This window comes from Sphingobium sp. PNB (assembly GCF_019873065.1).
Classification (GTDB): domain Bacteria; phylum Pseudomonadota; class Alphaproteobacteria; order Sphingomonadales; family Sphingomonadaceae; genus Sphingobium; species Sphingobium fuliginis.
Genome location: NZ_JAINEZ010000098.1, coordinates 1 through 17,621 on the forward strand (window position 1 = coordinate 1; position 17,621 = coordinate 17,621).

The window sequence follows — 17,621 nt, forward strand, 5'->3', positions numbered from 1 at the left end:
GTCGCTTGACCTTTCCTTCCCTCCTCTTCAGGGGAGGGGCCGGGGGTGGGGGACTGCCCCACAAAATAGCGCGTGGGGAGAACCCCCACCCCAACCCCTCCCCTGAAGGGGAGGGGCTTTATGATTCTAAGGGCTTGAACATGACCAATGCCAAACTCGCTTCCCTGATGGCCCGCGGCACTGAATTTCTGGGCTGCGAGGTTGCGATCCTGTGCGGGGCGATGAGCTGGGTGTCGGAGCGCAATCTGGTTGCGGCCATCTCCAATGCGGGCGGCTTCGGCGTGATCGCCTGCGGGGCCATGACTCCCGAGCTGCTCGACAGGGAGATCGCGGCGACCAAGGCGCTGACGGGCAAGCCCTTCGGCGTCAACCTCATCACCATGCACCCGCAGCTTTTCGAGCTGATCGAGGTTTGCGCGAAACATGAGGTCGGCCATGTCGTCCTCGCCGGCGGCCTGCCGCCCAAGGGCAGTATCGAGGCGATCAAGGAGAAGGGCGCGAAGCTGATCTGCTTCGCTCCCGCGCTGGCGCTGGCCAAGAAGCTGGCGCGTTCCGGCGTGGATGCGCTGGTGATCGAGGGCATGGAGGCGGGCGGGCATATCGGCCCGGTGTCGACCAGCGTGCTGGCGCAGGAAATCCTGCCGGAAATGGCGTCGCAGCTTCCCGTATTCGTCGCCGGCGGCATCGGGCGTGGCGAACTGATCGCCGGCTATCTGGAAATGGGCGCGGCGGGCGTGCAGCTGGGCACCCGCTTTGCCTGCGCGGTCGAGAGCATCGCCCATCCGAACTTCAAGAAGGCCTTTTTCCGCGCATCGGCCCGCGATGCGATCGCCAGCGTGCAGATCGACCCACGCCTGCCGGTCATCCCCGTGCGGGCGCTGAAAAATGCGGGAACCGAGGCCTTTACGGCCAAGCAGCGGGAGGTCGCCAATCTGCTCGACAGCGGCGCGGTCGACATGGGCGAGGCGCAGCTCCAGATCGAACATTATTGGGCGGGTGCGCTTCGCCGCGCCGTGATCGACGGCGATGTCGAGGGCGGTTCGCTGATGGCCGGGCAGTCGGTGGGCATGGTGTCGAAGGAGGAGCCGGTGGCCGACATCATCGCGCAATTGATGGACGAAGCGGCGGCGGCGCTGGAACGGCGCATCTAGGGCATCGTGCAGAAAAGCGGGACCGGTTTTCTGCTTCAAAGGATACGCAACAAAAACTTGGAGCGCGCGACCGGCGTCCGATTTTGACGCGGCGGCTGGGGGCATACCGCATTCCCTTCGCAGGTGCGCGCCGTGGGGCAAATGGGACGAACCGAATCCCTCCCCGGACGAGCCGAGCCCGCTTTGGTCGTCAGGAACGCTTCGCTCTGCGATGAGTTGTGACGTCCGGATAATGATCAAAGGGATGCCAGGGTGCCGCCGCGTACCGTTGTTCGCCGTTTCTGTGAGTTTGCATCTGTCGCCGCGCTCGCGCTGATCGCAGGCTGTTCCACGCCCGAGAAGAAGGCGCCGCCCACGCCGCCACCCCCGGTGGTGCCCACGATAAAGCCCCTGCCGCCGATGGGGGCGGTCGAGGAAATGGGCATTCCGGAAGTGGGCGAGGACGGCAAATATCTGACGCCCAATCGTGGCGTGACGGCCAATACGGCGCTGTGGCACGTGCGCATGGCGCTGAACGTCGCGGCGCTTTCCTGTCATGGCGTGAACGAACCGGCGCGCATCCAGTATAACCGGATATTGCATGTGCATGAGGCGGCCCTGCGCGAAGCGAACGCGGCGGTCGACCGCAATTATTATGTCGCTTACGGTCAGGGCGGGCTGAAGGCGCGGGAACTGCTCAACACCGTCGTCTATAATTTCTTTGCACTGCCGCCGGTGACGAAGAGCTTCTGCCCCGTGGCCATAGAGGTGGGGGCGAAGATACTGGCCATGCCGTCGAACCAGCTGCTGGCCTATGCGCCCGAAGCGCTCACCCAATTGGAAAAGCCGTTCCAGGAATTCTACGCCGCCTATGCCGATTATCTGCTGCGGCTGGCCGAATGGCAGTCGCGCTTCGGCGGGACGGTGAGCGTGGTGGTGTCGCCAACGCCGCTGCCGCCGCCGCCGACCCCTCCCAGGGAGATCGCGGCCGGCTTTGCGCCCGGTGCGCCGGGGACGCCGCCATCGGCTCTGGTGCCCGGCGCTCCGGTACGGGTCGAGGTGCCGACATTCCCGCTGACGCCCATGCGGGAAACCTTCATTCCCGCGCAATGATCCCTCAGTCGCGTGTGTCGAAACGGCGTCGGGCTTCCTCCACCGCTTCCAGATTGCGCTCCGCCCAGACCCAGACGCCGCAAAAGGCGGCGCTGAGGCTGTTGCCGAGCGGCGTCAGCGCATATTCGACGCGCGGCGGCACCACGGGATGGACGGTGCGGATGACGAGGCCGTCGCGCTCCATCTGACGCAATGTCTGGGTCAGCATCTTCTGGCTGATGCCTTCCACCTGTTCGGCAATGCGGGTGAAGCGGAGCGTGCCCCTTTCCTCCAGCAGTTCGAGGACCAGCAGCGTCCATTTATCCGCGACCCGGCCGATCAGATCGTTGACGAGTCGTTCGATCCGAGGGTCCAGCGGCGCTTCGGGATTGGTGTCGATAAAGGCTTCCGCTTCGGCGATTTCAGCGGGGGCAAAACGTTTTTGCAACGGATTTTCCATTTCTCACCTCTTGGTGCGTATGGCACTTTTCGGTGCCTTCTTTCAAAAAGAGAGTGTAGCTCTAGATTGCCGGTCACACCATCGCAAAAGGAGAAGACCATGCGTAAGAGCGGCAACACCATCCTCATCACCGGCGGCGGTTCCGGCATCGGCGCGGCGCTGGCGCATGAATTCCATGCGGCCGGCAATCAGGTCATCATCGCCGGGCGGCGGCAGGCGGCGCTGGACGCCGTGGCGGCGGAGCATCCGGGCATGGCAGCCCTGACCGTCGACATGGAGGACGCGGCGGCGATCGCGGCCTTCGCCGGAAAGCTGGTCGCGGACTTCCCCGCGCTCAATGTCGTGATCCATAATGCCGGGATCATGGTTGTGGAGGAGCGGATCGACCTTGCCATAGCGGAGGCCACCGTCGCCACGAACCTGTTGGGGCCGATCCGCCTGACCCATGCCTTGCTGCCGCATCTGCTGGGGCTGGAGGCGGCGACGCTGATGACGGTGACGTCGGGTCTGGCCTTCGTCCCGCTGGCGGCCACTCCCACCTACAGCGCAACCAAGGCGGCGCTCCATAGCTGGTCGCAGTCGATGCGGCATCAGCTCAGGGGCAGCAATCTCGAGGTGATCGAACTGGCGCCGCCGGGAGTGCAGACCGACCTGATGCCCGGCCATGCGGAAAATCCGCAGATGATGCCGTTGGACGAATTCATAGCGGAGGTCATGGGGCTGCTGGCGCAGCAGCCGCCGCTGGAGGAAATCTGCGTCGAACGGGTGAAGTTCCTGCGCGAAGCGGAGCGGCGCGGGGAGTTTGACCAGGTGTTCGGGATTTTGAACGCCGGGCATTGAGCGGAGATGAATCCTCCCCATGCCCGGCATGGGGAGGATTATGGGGCCTCATGAAGCTGGCGTGGCCGTCGAAGGTGCCTTTGGCGGCAAGGGGAAGAGGCGGACGAAGCGTGCCGCAAGGGCCCTGTCCCCCTCCACCTGAAGCGAGTCGGCCACGTCCTCGAACGTCAGGCCGCCATAGATCACGGCGGCCAGCCCATTCTGGTCGCCGCAGAAGATCGCGTCCGCACCGCCCGCTTCGCCGCGCACGGCGGTGAAATCGCCATCCTTCAGGGTCAGGCGGAACTCCTCCTCCCCGAAGCGCAGGCCGATGGTGGCGTCCAGATCGCCTATGCGGTCGCGGTCGATCATCGTGCGCATCGACAGGATCACCGACGCATTGCTCATCGGCATGCCGGGCTGCATCGTGGGAGAGCGGGATGCCCAGCGTCCCAGCACCTGGAACAATATCTCCGACTCGCGGCCCCATTCCGTCAGCTCATAAATCTGGCTGGCGGCGGGCGGGGGCAGGCGGCGGCGGATGAGGATGCTGGCCGCTTCCAGCTCCTCCAGCCTTTGCGTCAGCACATTGGCGCTGATTCCGGGCAGGCTGGCGCGCAAATCGGTGAAACGCTTGGGGCCGAGCATCAATTCCCGCATGATCAGCATGGCCCAGCGATCCCCGATCAGGTCCAGCGCATGGGCCGTTGCACAACCATCCTGATAGGCCCGCTTTTTCACGAGAGGAAATCCTTAGTTATTTTTCCTAACTTATAGGTTGTATAATATAATCTACCAGTGCATAAAGTTCAAGCCGGTGAGTCGGGAAAAGGTCACAGGCCAGGATGATCCCAAGGAGATGTGTGATGCCGAACGCCCCCGCTCCGAAAATGATTTTCGTCAACCTGCCGGTGAAGGATCTGGCTGCCTCGATCGCCTTTTACGAGGCGGTGGGCGCGGTCCGGAACAATGATTTTGCGGACGACAGCGCGCAGATGCTGAGCTTTTCCGACAATATCCACGTGATGCTGCTGACGCGGGAGCGGTTTGCCGGCTTCACGCCGCGTCGCATTCCGGACGCGCATGAAACGGCGCAGGTGCTGCTTGCCCTTAGCGAGGCGAGCCGCGCCGATGTCGACCGGACGACGGAGAAGGCGTTGGCGGCGGGCGGTGCGGAGCCCAATCCCCGGCAGGACCATGGCTTCATGTACGGCCGCAGCTTTGCCGACCTGGACGGCCATATCTGGGAAGTGGCGTGGATGGATATGGAAGCGGCGCTGGCGGTGAACAAGGAAGCCGCTGCCTGAACTCCGCCTTTCCTTAAGGAGAGAAACGATGAGCTATATGGACGGTTTCGTGATCCCCGTGCCCAAGGGCAACAAGGAGCGGTACAGGGAAGTGGCGGCCTATGCCGCGCCGATCTTCATCGAACATGGCGCGCTGCGGGTCGTGGAATGCTGGGCGAACGACGTCAAGCTAGGCAAGGTCAACGATTTCCGCACCGCCGTGATCGCGGAGGAGGATGAGGAGGTCGTCTTTTCCTGGATCGAATGGCCCGACAAGGCGACTCGCGATGCAGGGGCGGAGAAGGTCATGAACGATCCGCGGATGGAGCCGAAGGAAGGGGAAGACATGCCTTTCGCCGGTGCGCGGCTGATCTATGGCGGGTTCGAGGTGCTGCTCGACGCCAGGGCCTGAGGGCAGGAATCGAAAACTGGGCTTGAGGGAGGCTGGAAATGACCGACCTGAACGGAAAATTCTTCTGGTATGAACTGATGACCAGCGATCCGCAGGCGGCGATCGCCTTCTATGGCGACATCGTCGGCTGGACCGCGCAACCCTTTGGCGGGGAGCGGACCGATGATCCCTATCAGGTCGTGTCGGGCAGCGCCGGGCCGATGGGCGGGATCATGTCCATTCCGGCCGAAGCGAAGGATCGCGGCATGTCGCCCTGGTGGGGTGGCTATGTCGGTTCGGCCGATGTGGATGCGGATGCGAAGCGGCTGGCTGGGGCGGGCGGCAGCGTGAAGCGCGCGCCGGAGGACATTCCGGGCGTCGGGCGCTTCGCGGTGATGAGCGATCCGGGCGGGGCGGCGTTCATGCTGCTCAAGGGGTCCAGTCCCGACGGGATGGAGCCCGCGCCACCGATGGCGAACGGTCATGTCGGCTGGCATGAACTTTACAGCGGCGCTTTCGACGCCGACCTGGCCTTCTACACCGGGCAGTTCGGCTGGGCGAAGGGCGAGGCCATGGATATGGGGGAAATGGGCAGCTATCAGCTCGTCTCCCAGACCGGCGGCACCGATTTCCAGAGCATGACGGGCGGCATCATGGCCCGTCCCCCGGAGGTGCCGGTGCCGGTCTGGCTCTTCTACTTCGTCGTGCCGGACATCGACATCGCGACGGAGAAGGTGAAGGCCGGCGGCGGAACCGTGCTGAACGGCCCGATGGAGGTGCCGGGCGGGGCCTGGATCATCCAGGCGACCGACCCCCAGGGCGCGATGTTCGCGCTGGTGGGCATGCGATCCGGCACAGCATAAGGAGAGGAACCATGTCGAAGATTTCACCCTGCCTGTGGTATAACGGGCAGGCGGAGGAGGCCGCGCGCTTCTACACATCCCTGTTCGGGGGATCGGTGGATTTCATCAGCCGCTATCCCGACGATAATCCCAGCCCCAGTCCGTTCAAGGGCGGGGACGTGCTGCTGGTGGAATTCACCCTGTTCGGGGAAAGCTATCAGGCGCTGAACGGCGGGCCGAAATTTCCTTTCACAGAGGCGGTCTCGCTGTCCGTCGCCTGTCGGGATCAGGCGGAGATCGACCGTTATTTCAATGCCCTGACCGCCGATGGCGGCTCGCCGGGCCCGTGCGGCTGGCTGAAGGACAAATATGGCCTGTCCTGGCAGCTGGTGACGCAGGAGATCATGGACCTTTACAAGACCGGCGACCGGCCCGGCATCCAGCGGATGATGAACGAGATGATGACCATGCAGAAGCTGGATACCGCCCGGATGAAGGCGGCGTTCGAGGGGAGGCCGGCATGAGCGCGGCGGAATTCGAACTATCGGTGACCTGTCACATCGCCGCCCCGCGCGAAATCGTGTGGAAGGTATGGACGGACCTCAAGGACCAATGGTTCTGTCCGAAGCCTTGGCGCGCCGAGGTGATCGAGGAGGATCTGCGGCCGGGCGGGCGGAGCGCGGTGCGGATGTTCGGCCCAAATGGCGAGGACACGGGGCCGATGGAAGGCATCGTGCTGGAGGTGGTGCCGCAGGAGAAGGTGGTGACGACCGACGCCTATGCCTCCGGCTGGATACCGCAGACGCCCTTCATGACGGCGATCTGGAGCTTTGCCGTGGAGGGGGAGGGGACGCGCTTCACCGCGACGGCCCGGCATTGGGATGCCGGAGCGATGGCGAAGCATGAGGAGATGGGATTCCACCCCGGCTGGGACCAGATGGCCGAGCAGTTCAAGGCTCTGTGCGAGACTTCGGCGGGCATGGCTTAGAGCCAATCGACATTCAGCCCTGACGGCCTGCAAATGACGCTTTTCCGTGCTTCCGGTGCTCACCTACTTTGAGTAGGCTGCGCTCCGGGTCACGGAAAAACACCATTTTCGGCTCGTCATCATCTGAATGTCGATTGGCTCTAGGTCGGGCCGCAGAGCGGACATCGCCCTCCCGGCCACGGGAGGAAAATGCCTTGGATTTCCCCCAGGATGGAAAGAAGGGCGCCCGGATATACCGGACGCCCTTTCTGCGACCCGGGGGAAGGAAATCAGGCCTTGTACACCTTGTCCACGGCGGCGCGGAACTTCGCCATGTCGTCGGCCGAACCCACTGTCACGCGCGAGACGGTGGGCCAGATCGGCCAGTTGCGCCCGATCTGCACCTTTTCCGGCGTGGCGATCAGGGCGGCCTGCATCTCCTTGGCCGGCTTGGTCTTCCAGTCGACCATGAACATATTGGCCTCGCTGCCGGGGTGCACCTCTATGCCCTTCTTGGTGAGCCAGGCGATGGTTTCCTCGCGGTTCGCGATCATTTCCGCGCGGCGTGCCTTGATGAGGCCGGCTTCGGGATAGACCGCATTGCCGCAGGCCATGGCGGTGATCGACAGACCGCCCGCCGTCGGGCCGAACAGGCTGATGCGCTTCTGCACTTCGGGGTCCGCGAAGGTCAGGCCGAGGCGCACGCCCGCCATGCCGAACAGCTTGGAGAAGGTGCGCATGACGATCAGGTCCTTGCGACCCGCCACCAGCTTCGCGGCGTTCGGGCCGTCGAACCAGTGGATATAGGCTTCGTCGACCAGCAGGAACGAATCCTTGGGCTTGTTCGCCAGCAGCCATTCGATGTCGGCCAGCGGCGTGATGGTGCCGGTCGGATTGTTGGGCGTGCAGATATAATAGAGCCCGGCATTGGGATTGGCGGCCAGCATCGCCTTGACATCGTGCCCCTTGCCGATGGCCTGGGGGGCCTTGGCGATGGGGGCCTTCAGATAATCGGCGGTGCGCCAGGCGGATTCGAAGGTCGGATCGGCGGTGACGAGGCCCTTGGTGGGCGAGCAGAAGGCCGCGACCGTGCTGACCAGCGGCCCGCCCGAACCCGGCCACAGCATGATGTGCGATTCCGGAATCCCCTCCACCTTGGCGATGGTGGCGATCAGGTCGCCCTTGTAATTGTCGGGATCGTACCAGTTGCCGACGGCGGCGGCCCTGGCCGCGGCCTGAACGCCCGGTTCGAACGGGCCGGTCCAGCATTCGTTGGCGCCGATGCGCACCGCGCCCTTCACCCCGCGCGCCGCCTGCTGCTGCGCGAGGGCGGGCTGGATCAACAGGTTGCCGGCAGCCGCCCCGGCCGCCATCAGAGCGGAAATCTTGCCGATCGTGCGGCGGGAATAGCCCCGGTCGAGCAGGTCTTCGCGGGCGTCCTTTTCCAACATCATGGTCATGTCGTCTGTTCCCCTAGTTGTTCCATCAACTGCGCATATTCCACCGGGGGAAACGAAGGAGGCGGCGCATTTCCACAATGCGCCGCCTCCGGATTCCTGAAATTTTATGAGCCGTTAACCTGGATCAGGCTTTCCAAACCTTGTCGATGGCATCGCAGAAGGCCTTCATCTCATCGGCCGAGCCGACCGAGACGCGCGACACGTTCGGCCAGATCGGCCAGTTGCGCCCGATCTGCACCTTTTCCGCAAGGATCGCAGCCTGCATGGCCTTGGCCGGCTTTCCCCAGTCGACCATGAACATATTGGCCTGGCTGCCGGGGATGACCTTGATCCCCTTCTTCCTGAGGTGGGCGATGGCCATTTCGCGATTGGCGACCATTTCCGCGCGGCGGGCCTTGATGAGGTCGGCCTGCGCCACCGACACGGTCCCGCAGGCGACGGCGGTCATCGGCAGCATCGCCGTCACCTGCCCGCCGTCATAGCGCATCATCTTTTCCATGATCGCGGGGCTGGCGAAAGTGAGGCCCAGCCGCATGCCCGCCATGCCGAACAGCTTGGAGAAGGTGCGCAGGATCAGCACGTCGTCGCGGCTGGCCGCCATCTTCGCGGCGTTCGGGCCATCGAACCAGTGGATATAGGCTTCGTCGACGACCAGGATCGCGTCCTTGGGCTTGTTGTCGGCCAGCCACTGGATGTCGGCCAGCGGGGTCATCGTGCCGGTCGGATTGTTGGGCGAGCAGATATAATAGACGCCCGCATTGGGATCGGCCGCCAGCATCGCCTTCACGTCATGGGCATAATCCTTGGTGAGCGGCACCTTCGTCACCTTCGCGCCCAGCCAGTCGCCGGTGCGCCAGATCGCCTCATAGGCAGGGTTGCCGGTGACGATGCCGCGCGTGGGCGATGCATAGGCGACGGCGACGCGGCTCAGCGGATCGCTGGAGCCCGGCCAGGCGGTGATGCGGTCGGCCGGGATGCCCTCCACGGCGGCGACGGCGGCGAACAGCTTCGCATGTTCGTCATTCGGTTCGTAGCGATTGCCTTCCTGCACCAGCTTGAACGCGGCTTCGGCGGCGACGGGGAAGGGGCCGGTCCAGCATTCATTGGCGCCGATGCGCACCGCGCCTTCCACCGGCTTCGCCGCCTGCTGCGCCATGGCGCCGGTGACGCGCAGGGCGGCCGCGCCCGCGCCCAGCAGGGCCGCCACCTTGCCCATCTGGCGGCGGGAATAGCCGCGGTCGATCAGATCCTGTTCGAAGGCTTTAGTATCGATTTCTGCCATATGCTCGTCTCCCTGACTCGCTGACTTTCGAGATTTTAAGACTGTAAACGAAAGCCTCGTCCATTTCCGCCATATCCATAGACGGAAAATCCGCTGGAACCGCGCATATTCGCCTTGGAAAGCGGACGCGCGATCTGTTAGCGCTTGGCACATGCCCAGCACGCCCGCCGCCGCCGCCCGCCAAATCCTCATCCGCCTGCAGGAAGTCATGGCCGCGCGCACCAGCGCGCAGGCGAAGCTGAACAAGGTGGTGGAGATTATCGGGGAATCGCTGTCGAGCGAGGTGTGCTCCATCTATCTGGTGCGCGAAGGGCTGCTGGAACTGTTCGCGACGCGGGGCTTGAAGCAGGAGGCCGTGCACGTCACCCGCATGGCGATGGGCGAGGGTCTGGTCGGCATGATCGCCACCAATGTCGAGACGCTCAACCTGGACGAGGCGGCCTCGCACCCCGATTACAGCTATCGCCCGGAAACGGGGGAGGAACTGTTCCACAGCTTCGCCGGCGTGCCGATCGTGCGGCGGGAGCGCGCCATCGGCGTGCTCTGCGTCCAGCATGTCGAGCCGCGCCGTTATGAGGAGGTGGAGATCGAGGCGCTCCAGACCGTGGCGATGGTGTTGTCCGAACTGATCGCCAATGCCGAACTGGCCGACGATGGCCCGACGGACTCGCGCGTGCAGGATACGGGCACGTCGGTCCTGCACGGGTTGCAGCTTGTCATGGGCATGGCGCGCGGCCATGCGGTGTTCCACCAGCCGCGCGTGCATATCGAACATACCGTCGCCGAGGATACGGAGGCCGAGCGGCAGCGCGTGATTTCCGCCTTCACCAAGATGCGCGAGCAGATCGACCGGATGACCGGCACGGCCGAGTTCGGCACGGAGGGCGAGCATCAGGAGGTGCTCGAAACCTACAAGATGTTCGCCTATGACGAGGGTTGGATCAGGCGGATCAACGAGGCGATCGACAGTGGCCTGACCGCCGAGGCCGCCATCGAGCGCGTGCAGCAGCGCACCCGGATGCGCATGCGCCAGATCGACGACCCGCTGCTTCAGGACCGGATGCACGATCTGGAGGATATGGCGAACCGGCTGCTGCGCATCGTGTCGGGGCAGTTGGGAACGGCGGCGCAACTGGGATTGCGGCAGGACGCCATATTGATCGCGCGCAACCTGGGACCGGCGGAGCTGCTGGAATATGACCGGCGGCGCCTGAAGGGCGTGATCCTGGAGGAAGGGTCGCTGACCGCCCATGTCACCATCGTGGCCCGGGCCATGGGCGTGCCGGTGCTGGGCCGCGTGCGCGACATCCGCCATCAGGTGAACGAGGGCGACCTGATCCTGATGGATGTGGGCGCCAATGCCCTGCTGATCCGCCCGACGCCCGACATGGACGAGGCGTTCGAGAACAAGCTGCATGTGACGCAGAAGCGCCGGGCCGAATTCGCGGCGATGCGCGACCTGCCCTCCGTCACCGTCGACGGCCAGCGGATCGAACTGATGGTCAATGCCGGGCTGCGTGAGGATGCGCAGGCGCTGGACATCGTGGGGGCGGACGGCATCGGGCTCTTCCGCACCGAATTCCAGTTCCTCGTCTCCGCCACTTTGCCGCAGCGGGAAAAGCAGCAGCGGCTTTATCGAGACGTCCTCGATGCCGCGGGCGACCGGCCGGTGATCTTCCGCACTGTCGACATCGGCGGCGACAAGGCGTTGCCCTACATGTCCCGCGACGATGAGGAGGAGCTGGAGGACAATCCGGCCATGGGCTGGCGCGCCTTGCGGCTGGCGCTGGACCGCGACGGCCTGATGAAGGCGCAGGCCCGCGCGCTACTGGAGGCGGCGGCGGGCAAGGTGCTGCACGTCATGTTCCCGATGGTGTCGGAGCCCTGGGAATATGAGCAGGCGAAGGCGCTCGTCGAACATCAGCGCGAATGGCTGGTGGCGCAGAAGAAGAAGCTGCCGGTCGCGGTGCGCTATGGCGCGATGCTGGAGGTGCCCGCGCTGGCGGAGGTGCTGGACCTCCTGCTGCCCAGGCTCGATTTCCTCTCCATCGGCACCAACGACCTGACGCAGTTCCTGTTCGCCGCCGACCGTGCGCATCCGCGCCTGGCGGAGCGCTACGACTGGCTGAGCATCGCGATATTGCGTTTCCTGGACCGCGTGGTGCGCGCCTGTGAAACCTATGAGGTGCCGGTCGGCGTCTGCGGCGAAATGGGCGGGCGCACGCTGGAGGCGATGGCGCTGATCGGCCTTGGCGTGCGGCGCCTGTCGATCACCCCGGCATCGGTCGGCCCGGTGAAGGCGATGATCCGGACCATCGATGCTGCGGAACTGCGCCGGTTCATGCGCGATCTGCTGGACAAGGGCGTGACGGATATTCGTTCGGCGCTGGTCGACTGGGCCGGCGAACATGCTATTGAATTGAATTAATGGGGATCGCGGCGATGCATCCCGCCTTTCCGGGGCGGCGCGGCGTTGACAATCCCCGTCCCGCAATGAGACAAGGCCAGCCTTCAAAAGTCGCGGAGCAGCATGGCAGAAGAACCTGAACTGGAACCCGGCGTCGCGGCGCCGGAACGGCAGCCCAATACTCCGGGGGCGCGCCTGCGCGCCGCGCGGGAGGCGCAAGGACTGTCGATACAGGATGTCGCCACGCGGACGCGCATCGCCCAGCGGCAGTTGGAGGCGATAGAGCGCGACGATTATGCCGCCCTGCCCGGCATTCCCTATGCGGTGGGCTTTGCCCGCGCCTATGCCCGCGCCATCGATGTGGACGAGGTGGCGATCGCCGCCGACGTGCGCAACGCGGTGCATAATTCCGACCTTGGCAGCAACCGCTATGAGGCGTTCGAGCCGGCCGATCCGGCGCGGGTTCCCTCGCGGGCCCTGGCCTGGACGGCGGCGGCCATCGTCGTGATCCTGGTCGCCGGCTTCGCCGTCTGGCGCACGCAGGTGATGACGCCGCCGACAGGCGAGGAGATCGCCGCGCAGCAAAGTGCCCCCGCACCCGCGACCGCGAAGCCGGCAGCAGGCGCTCGCCCGGCGCCGCCGGTGGTGCAGACCGTGCTGTTCACCGCCAATGACGATGTCTGGCTGCGCATTTATGACGAGGCGGGAGAGAGGCTGAAGGACGGGCTGATGAAGAAGGGGGAAAGCTTCACCCTTCCCGCCAATGCCCGCAATCCGATGATCCTGACAGGCCGGCCACAGGCGCTGACCGTGACGGTCGGCGGCAAGCCTATTGCGCCGCTGGGGCCGCCGGACCGGACCATTGCCGATGTGCCGGTCAATGCGGAGGCGCTGCTGGCGCGGGCGGCGCCTGCCGCGGCGCAGGGTCAGGGTCAGGGGCAGGCGGCTCCGGCCTCCACGGCCCCGGTTCCCACGGGTCCGGCCGCCCCGGTGCCCGCCGCACCTGCGCCCGCTGCGGCCGACTGATCCGTTCAGGGGCGATTCAGCGGAATTTGGCGCAAAGTCGCGCTTTACCGGGCGGATTATCGCCCTATGGTTAACACCGGATATAAGTCGGGGATCATCCATGCGTAACGCTTTTTTCGCGACGGCTGCACTGGCGCTCATTGCGCTCGCGCCGCCGCTCGCGGCCCAGAATGTCAGCGTCGATGTTCGGGTCGACCGTCTGGAAAAGGAAATGCGCGCGGTCCAGCGCAAGGTGTTCCCGGCCGGCGCGCCGCTGGAGGCGGAGATCACGCGTCCCGCCGCGCCGGCCGTGGTGCCGGGATCGCCTGCCTCCACGCCGGTGGCCGATCTGACGGCGCGGGTAAATGCGCTGGAATCGCAACTGGCCTCGATCACCGGGCAGGTGGAGGAAAACAGCTTCAAGCTGAAGCAGTTGGAAGAGGCGTTCAACCGCTACAAGGCTGAACAGGAAAGCCGTGCCGCGCCCGCGGTCGTGCCGCCGGCGGTCGGCCCCTCCGCCTCGGCAGCTCCGGCCTCCACCACCGCATCGGCGCGGCCAGGTGCGCCGCGCCCGGCCGCCAATGGTGCGAGCGAGGAACGAAAGACCGCCGTCGCCGCGATCGAGCGGCCCTCGACGGGTAATGAGGCCGACGACGCCTACACCTATGGCTTCCGTCTGTGGGACGCGAAATTCTATCCGGAGGCGCAGGCGCAGCTGAAGGCGACCGTGGATAAATATGGCGCCAGTCCCGTCGCCAGCAAGGCGGCGAACCTGCTGGGCCGCGCCTATCTGGACGACGGCAAGCCGGCGCTGGCGTCGGTCGCCTTCTATGAAAATTACCAGAAGCGGCCCAAGGGCGACCGTGCGGCCGACAGCCTGGCCTATCTGGGCGAGGCGCTGATCCAGCTCAAGAAGCCCGCCGACGCCTGCAAGGTCTATGCGGAACTGGAGCAGGTCTACGGCGCCAGCCTGTCGAACGGCCTGCGCGGCATGATGGACAAGGGCCGGACCAGGGCCAAGTGCACCGCCTGAAGTCCCCATGGCCGAGGGCGATCCCGTCGCGGAACTGAGCCGGGCGATGATGGCGCTGGTCGGGGATGCCGACGGCGCTCGTTTCGGCGTGGCGGTTTCCGGCGGGCCTGACAGCATGGCGCTGCTCGACCTCGCCGCGCGCGCCTTTCCGGGGCGTGTCGAGGCGGCGACGGTCGATCATGGCTTGCGCGAGGCTTCGGCAGCGGAGGCGGCGATGGTGGCGGACTGGTGCGCAGGCGCCGGGATCGCGCATACCACCCTGCATCCCACCGGCGCGGTTCGCGGCAATGTTCAGAGCTGGGCGAGAGCGCAACGGTACAGGCTGCTGGAAGGCTGGCGGGCAGCGCGGGGGCTGGATTGGCTGCTGACGGCGCATCATGCGGACGACCAGTTGGAAACGCTGCTGATGCGGCTCAACCGGGGCGCGGGCGTGGGCGGGCTGGCCGGCGTGCGGGCGCGGCAGGGCGTGGTGCTGCGGCCGCTGCTGGGCGTGCACAAGGCCGACTTGCTCGCCTATGCGCTGGAACGCGGCCTGCCCCATGTCGACGATCCGTCGAACAGCGATTCGCGCTTCGACCGGGCTGCCCTGCGCATCGCGCTGGCCGGTGTCGACTGGATCGACGCTGCGGCGGCGGGACGCAGCGCGGCGGCTCTGGCCGAGGCGGAGGAGGCGCTGGACTGGACGGTCGACGATCTGGAAGCGCGCCATGTGCGCCCGGGTGGAGGCGGGCTGGCGCTGGACCGGACCGACCTGCCCCGCGAATTGCTGCGCCGCCTGATTCTCCGGATGATCGCGCGATTGCAGCCGGATGCCGCCCCGCCACGCGGGGAAGCGGTGGACAGGCTGGTCGCGGCGGCGCGCCGGGGCGAGAAGATGAGCATCGGTCGCCTCGTCCTGAAGGGCGGGGCCTGCTGGACGCTCACGCTGGCGCCCCAGCGACGCTGGCAATGATCGTTACGGAAAGGTTCCACGGCTTGGCGCATCCGTCGAACAATCCGTCGATTTGATCGGGCGCAATGACCTTTCCTTAACGCCTATGTTGGTTAATGAGGCCAGTTGAGCGTGGGAATTTTCGATTCATGTTTGAATTTGCGGCGGTGACCTATGGCCTGCTGGCCAGCGTCATTCTTTCGGCGGCGCAGCGTAATCACCGGATGGAGCGACCCCATCCGCCGATGCTGCTCTATACCGGCTATATGCTTTGCGGTCTGTCGGCGGGGGTCGCGGTAATCCTGGCCTATATCGCCCTGTCGCAATTTATCGGCGGCTGACCTTAGCAGGCGCGCGCTTGCGATTTTGCTGCGGCATCCTATCTTGCCGGGTGAAAGAGAGTGGTGAATGAACGACGAGAAGGACCCGCAGGGTAATCCCTGGATCAAGAGCGCGATGATATGGGCGGGGGTGATTGTCGCCCTGCTGCTGTTCGTCTCCATGTTCGACAGCCGCACGGCGTCGACCGCCGGGACCGGCATCGCCTATTCCGAATTCCGCGCCAAGGTGCAGGAAGGCCAGGTCAAGGATGTCGCCATCGCCACCGACCGGATTTCCGGCACGCTGAGCAGCGGGCAGAAATTCAGCACTGTGCCGGTGAACGACCCCGGCCTGACCGGCCTGCTGGACGACTATAATGTCAAATATTCCGGCCAGGCGGAGGAGCAGCCGAGCTTCTGGATGATCCTGATCTACCAGTCGTTGCCGTTCCTGCTGATCCTGGGCATCGCCTTCTTCGTGCTGCGCCAGATGCAGAAGGGCGGCGGCGCGGGCGGGGCCATGGGCTTCGGCAAGTCGAAGGCCAAGCTGCTGACCGAAAAGCATGGCAAGGTGACGTTCGATGACGTGGCCGGCATCGACGAAGCGCGTGAGGAATTGCAGGAAATCGTGGAGTTCCTGAAGGATCCGAGCAAGTTCGCGCGGCTGGGCGGCAAGATTCCCAAGGGCGCCTTGCTGGTCGGCTCGCCGGGTACGGGCAAGACGCTGCTCGCTCGCGCGATCGCGGGTGAGGCGGGCGTGCCTTTCTTCACCATTTCGGGTTCGGATTTCGTCGAGATGTTCGTCGGCGTGGGCGCGAGTCGCGTCCGCGACATGTTCGAGCAGGCGAAGAAGAATGCGCCCTGCATCGTCTTCATCGACGAAATCGATGCGGTCGGCCGTCATCGCGGCGCGGGCCTCGGCAACGGCAATGACGAGCGCGAGCAGACGCTGAACCAGCTTCTGGTGGAGATGGACGGCTTCGAGGCGAATGAGGGCATCATCATCGTCGCGGCGACCAACCGTCCCGACGTGCTGGACCCCGCGCTGCTGCGTCCGGGCCGTTTTGACCGGCAGGTCGTGGTGCCGCGTCCCGACATCGAGGGGCGCGAGAAGATTCTGGCCGTGCACATGAAGAAGGTGCCGCTGGCGCCGGACGTCAATCCGCGCACGATCGCGCGGGGCACGCCGGGCTTCTCCGGCGCCGATCTGGCGAACCTCGTCAACGAAGCCGCCTTGATGGCTGCCCGCCGCGGCAAGCGTCTGGTCGCCATGGACGAGTTCGAGGCGGCCAAGGACAAGGTCATGATGGGCAGCGAGCGCCGCTCCATGGTCATGACCGACGATGAGAAGAAGATGACCGCCTATCATGAGGCGGGCCATGCCATCGTCGCTGTCCATGAACCGGCCTCGGACCCCATTCACAAGGCGACGATCATTCCGCGAGGCCGCGCGTTGGGTATGGTGATGCGCCTGCCGGAGCGGGACAGCTACAGCTATCACCGCGACAAGATGCACGCGAACATGGCCGTCGCCATGGGCGGCCGCGTGGCCGAGGAGATCATCTTCGGCTATGACAAGGTGTCGTCGGGCGCTTCGGGCGACATTCAATATGCCACCAAGCTCGCGCGCGACATGGTTACGCAATGGGGCATGTCCGACAAGCTCGGCCCCCTGCAATATGAAGAGCAGCAGGGCGAGACATTCCTCGGTTATTCGCAAAGCCAGCGCGTCCATATGTCGGACGAGACGGCCAAGCTGATCGACAAGGAAATCCGCGGACTGGTCGAGCAGGGCTACGCGCGGGCGCAGGAAATCCTGAAGGGTCATGAGGACCAGCTTCACCTGCTCGCCAATGCGATGCTCGAATATGAGACGCTGAGCGGCGAGGAGATCAAGACGCTGCTCGACAAGGGCGAGATCACCCGTGACGACGGCACGACGATCAAGCCGTCCGCGATCCCGGCGGCCGGGTCTTCGATCCCGAAGACGCGCCGGCGCAAGGGGCCATTCGGTGATCCGTCGCCTGCGGGCGCCTGACCGGGTTTATGGATTGAGAAAGGGCGCTGCCGGAAGGTGGCGCCTTTTTTCATGGGTTGCGGGGCGGGGTGGCTTTTGGCCAGGCCAATACATTCCCCCTCCCGCAGGCGGGAGGGGTTAGGGGTGGGCTGGCGCGACATCTGCGTCGTTTTGCAACC

18 protein-coding genes are annotated in these 17,621 nt (G+C 65.2%); 14 read left to right on the forward strand and 4 right to left on the reverse strand.

From position 1 onward, the window contains the following. The first annotated feature begins 140 nt into the window (after positions 1 to 140). Positions 141 to 1,151, forward strand: coding sequence for an NAD(P)H-dependent flavin oxidoreductase (locus K7W03_RS22995; protein ID WP_025552087.1), 1,011 nt, complete (start codon positions 141 to 143; stop codon positions 1,149 to 1,151). A 252-nt stretch (positions 1,152 to 1,403) separates the two neighbouring features. Beyond that, positions 1,404 to 2,243 carry a hypothetical protein gene (locus K7W03_RS23000; protein WP_222887421.1) on the forward strand — a complete coding sequence of 280 codons (840 nt, stop codon included), beginning with the start codon at positions 1,404 to 1,406 and terminating at the stop codon, positions 2,241 to 2,243. Positions 2,244 to 2,247: 4 nt separating this feature from the next. On the opposite strand, the gene K7W03_RS23005 is transcribed toward K7W03_RS23000, so the two are convergent. Continuing rightward, the gene (locus K7W03_RS23005; protein WP_025552091.1) at positions 2,248 to 2,682 is read right to left on the reverse strand and encodes a winged helix-turn-helix transcriptional regulator; all 435 of its coding nucleotides are present in this window, start codon (positions 2,680 to 2,682) and stop codon (positions 2,248 to 2,250) included. A 99-nt stretch (positions 2,683 to 2,781) separates the two neighbouring features. Between K7W03_RS23005 and K7W03_RS23010 the strand changes: the two genes are divergently transcribed. Then, positions 2,782 to 3,522, forward strand: coding sequence for an SDR family oxidoreductase (locus tag K7W03_RS23010; protein WP_222887422.1), 741 nt, complete (start codon positions 2,782 to 2,784; stop codon positions 3,520 to 3,522). Positions 3,523 to 3,570: 48 nt separating this feature from the next. Here K7W03_RS23010 and K7W03_RS23015 read toward each other — a convergent pair whose 3' ends face one another. Continuing rightward, positions 3,571 to 4,242 carry a winged helix-turn-helix transcriptional regulator gene (locus K7W03_RS23015; RefSeq protein ID WP_319024340.1) on the reverse strand — a complete coding sequence of 224 codons (672 nt, stop codon included), beginning with the start codon at positions 4,240 to 4,242 and terminating at the stop codon, positions 3,571 to 3,573. Positions 4,243 to 4,367: 125 nt separating this feature from the next. Between K7W03_RS23015 and K7W03_RS23020 the strand changes: the two genes are divergently transcribed. Genes K7W03_RS23020 through K7W03_RS23040 form a run of 5 tightly spaced genes read left to right on the forward strand, consistent with a single transcriptional unit; the run spans position 4,368 to position 7,008 of the window. Continuing rightward, entirely contained in the window at positions 4,368 to 4,808 is a 441-nt protein-coding gene (locus K7W03_RS23020; protein ID WP_025552095.1) for a VOC family protein, read from the forward strand. A 28-nt stretch (positions 4,809 to 4,836) separates the two neighbouring features. Next, positions 4,837 to 5,199: a DUF1428 domain-containing protein gene (locus K7W03_RS23025; RefSeq protein WP_025552097.1), complete on the forward strand. Its 363-nt coding sequence runs from the start codon at positions 4,837 to 4,839 to the stop codon at positions 5,197 to 5,199. Between the two features lie 38 nt (positions 5,200 to 5,237). Continuing rightward, complete coding sequence (locus K7W03_RS23030) at positions 5,238 to 6,041, forward strand: VOC family protein (protein ID WP_222887423.1); 804 nt, start codon at positions 5,238 to 5,240, stop codon at positions 6,039 to 6,041. A gap of 11 nt (positions 6,042 to 6,052) precedes the next feature. After that, positions 6,053 to 6,544 (forward strand): VOC family protein, encoded by a 492-nt coding sequence (locus K7W03_RS23035; protein ID WP_222887424.1) that lies wholly within the window; start codon positions 6,053 to 6,055, stop codon positions 6,542 to 6,544. Next, a complete protein-coding gene (locus K7W03_RS23040) occupies positions 6,541 to 7,008 on the forward strand; it encodes an SRPBCC domain-containing protein (RefSeq protein ID WP_044660048.1) in 468 nt (155 codons plus the stop codon). The genes K7W03_RS23035 and K7W03_RS23040 overlap by 4 nt, the downstream gene beginning before the upstream one ends. Positions 7,009 to 7,277: 269 nt before the next feature. On the opposite strand, the gene K7W03_RS23045 is transcribed toward K7W03_RS23040, so the two are convergent. Both K7W03_RS23045 and K7W03_RS23050 read right to left on the reverse strand, forming a co-directional pair. Then, on the reverse strand, positions 7,278 to 8,447 hold the full coding sequence (locus tag K7W03_RS23045; RefSeq protein ID WP_044660047.1) for a pyridoxal phosphate-dependent aminotransferase: 1,170 nt from the start codon (positions 8,445 to 8,447) through the stop codon (positions 7,278 to 7,280). 124 nt (positions 8,448 to 8,571) lie between these two features. After that, positions 8,572 to 9,729 carry a pyridoxal phosphate-dependent aminotransferase gene (locus K7W03_RS23050; RefSeq protein WP_025549721.1) on the reverse strand — a complete coding sequence of 386 codons (1,158 nt, stop codon included), beginning with the start codon at positions 9,727 to 9,729 and terminating at the stop codon, positions 8,572 to 8,574. 151 nt (positions 9,730 to 9,880) lie between these two features. Between K7W03_RS23050 and ptsP the strand changes: the two genes are divergently transcribed. From ptsP to ftsH, 6 genes are all read left to right on the forward strand, one after another. Next, entirely contained in the window at positions 9,881 to 12,157 is a 2,277-nt protein-coding gene (ptsP, locus tag K7W03_RS23055; protein WP_025549722.1) for a phosphoenolpyruvate--protein phosphotransferase, read from the forward strand. 102 nt (positions 12,158 to 12,259) lie between these two features. Further along, positions 12,260 to 13,162: a helix-turn-helix domain-containing protein gene (locus tag K7W03_RS23060; RefSeq protein ID WP_025549723.1), complete on the forward strand. Its 903-nt coding sequence runs from the start codon at positions 12,260 to 12,262 to the stop codon at positions 13,160 to 13,162. Positions 13,163 to 13,262: 100 nt separating this feature from the next. Beyond that, a complete protein-coding gene (locus tag K7W03_RS23065; RefSeq protein ID WP_044660044.1) occupies positions 13,263 to 14,174 on the forward strand; it encodes a tetratricopeptide repeat protein in 912 nt (303 codons plus the stop codon). Between the two features lie 7 nt (positions 14,175 to 14,181). Next, positions 14,182 to 15,126, forward strand: coding sequence for a tRNA lysidine(34) synthetase TilS (gene tilS, locus K7W03_RS23070; protein ID WP_222887425.1), 945 nt, complete (start codon positions 14,182 to 14,184; stop codon positions 15,124 to 15,126). A gap of 128 nt (positions 15,127 to 15,254) precedes the next feature. Then, the gene (locus K7W03_RS23075; protein ID WP_025549725.1) at positions 15,255 to 15,446 is read left to right on the forward strand and encodes a hypothetical protein; all 192 of its coding nucleotides are present in this window, start codon (positions 15,255 to 15,257) and stop codon (positions 15,444 to 15,446) included. Positions 15,447 to 15,513: 67 nt separating this feature from the next. Beyond that, on the forward strand, positions 15,514 to 17,463 hold the full coding sequence (gene ftsH, locus K7W03_RS23080; RefSeq protein ID WP_025549726.1) for an ATP-dependent zinc metalloprotease FtsH: 1,950 nt from the start codon (positions 15,514 to 15,516) through the stop codon (positions 17,461 to 17,463). Positions 17,464 to 17,621: the final 158 nt, after the last annotated feature.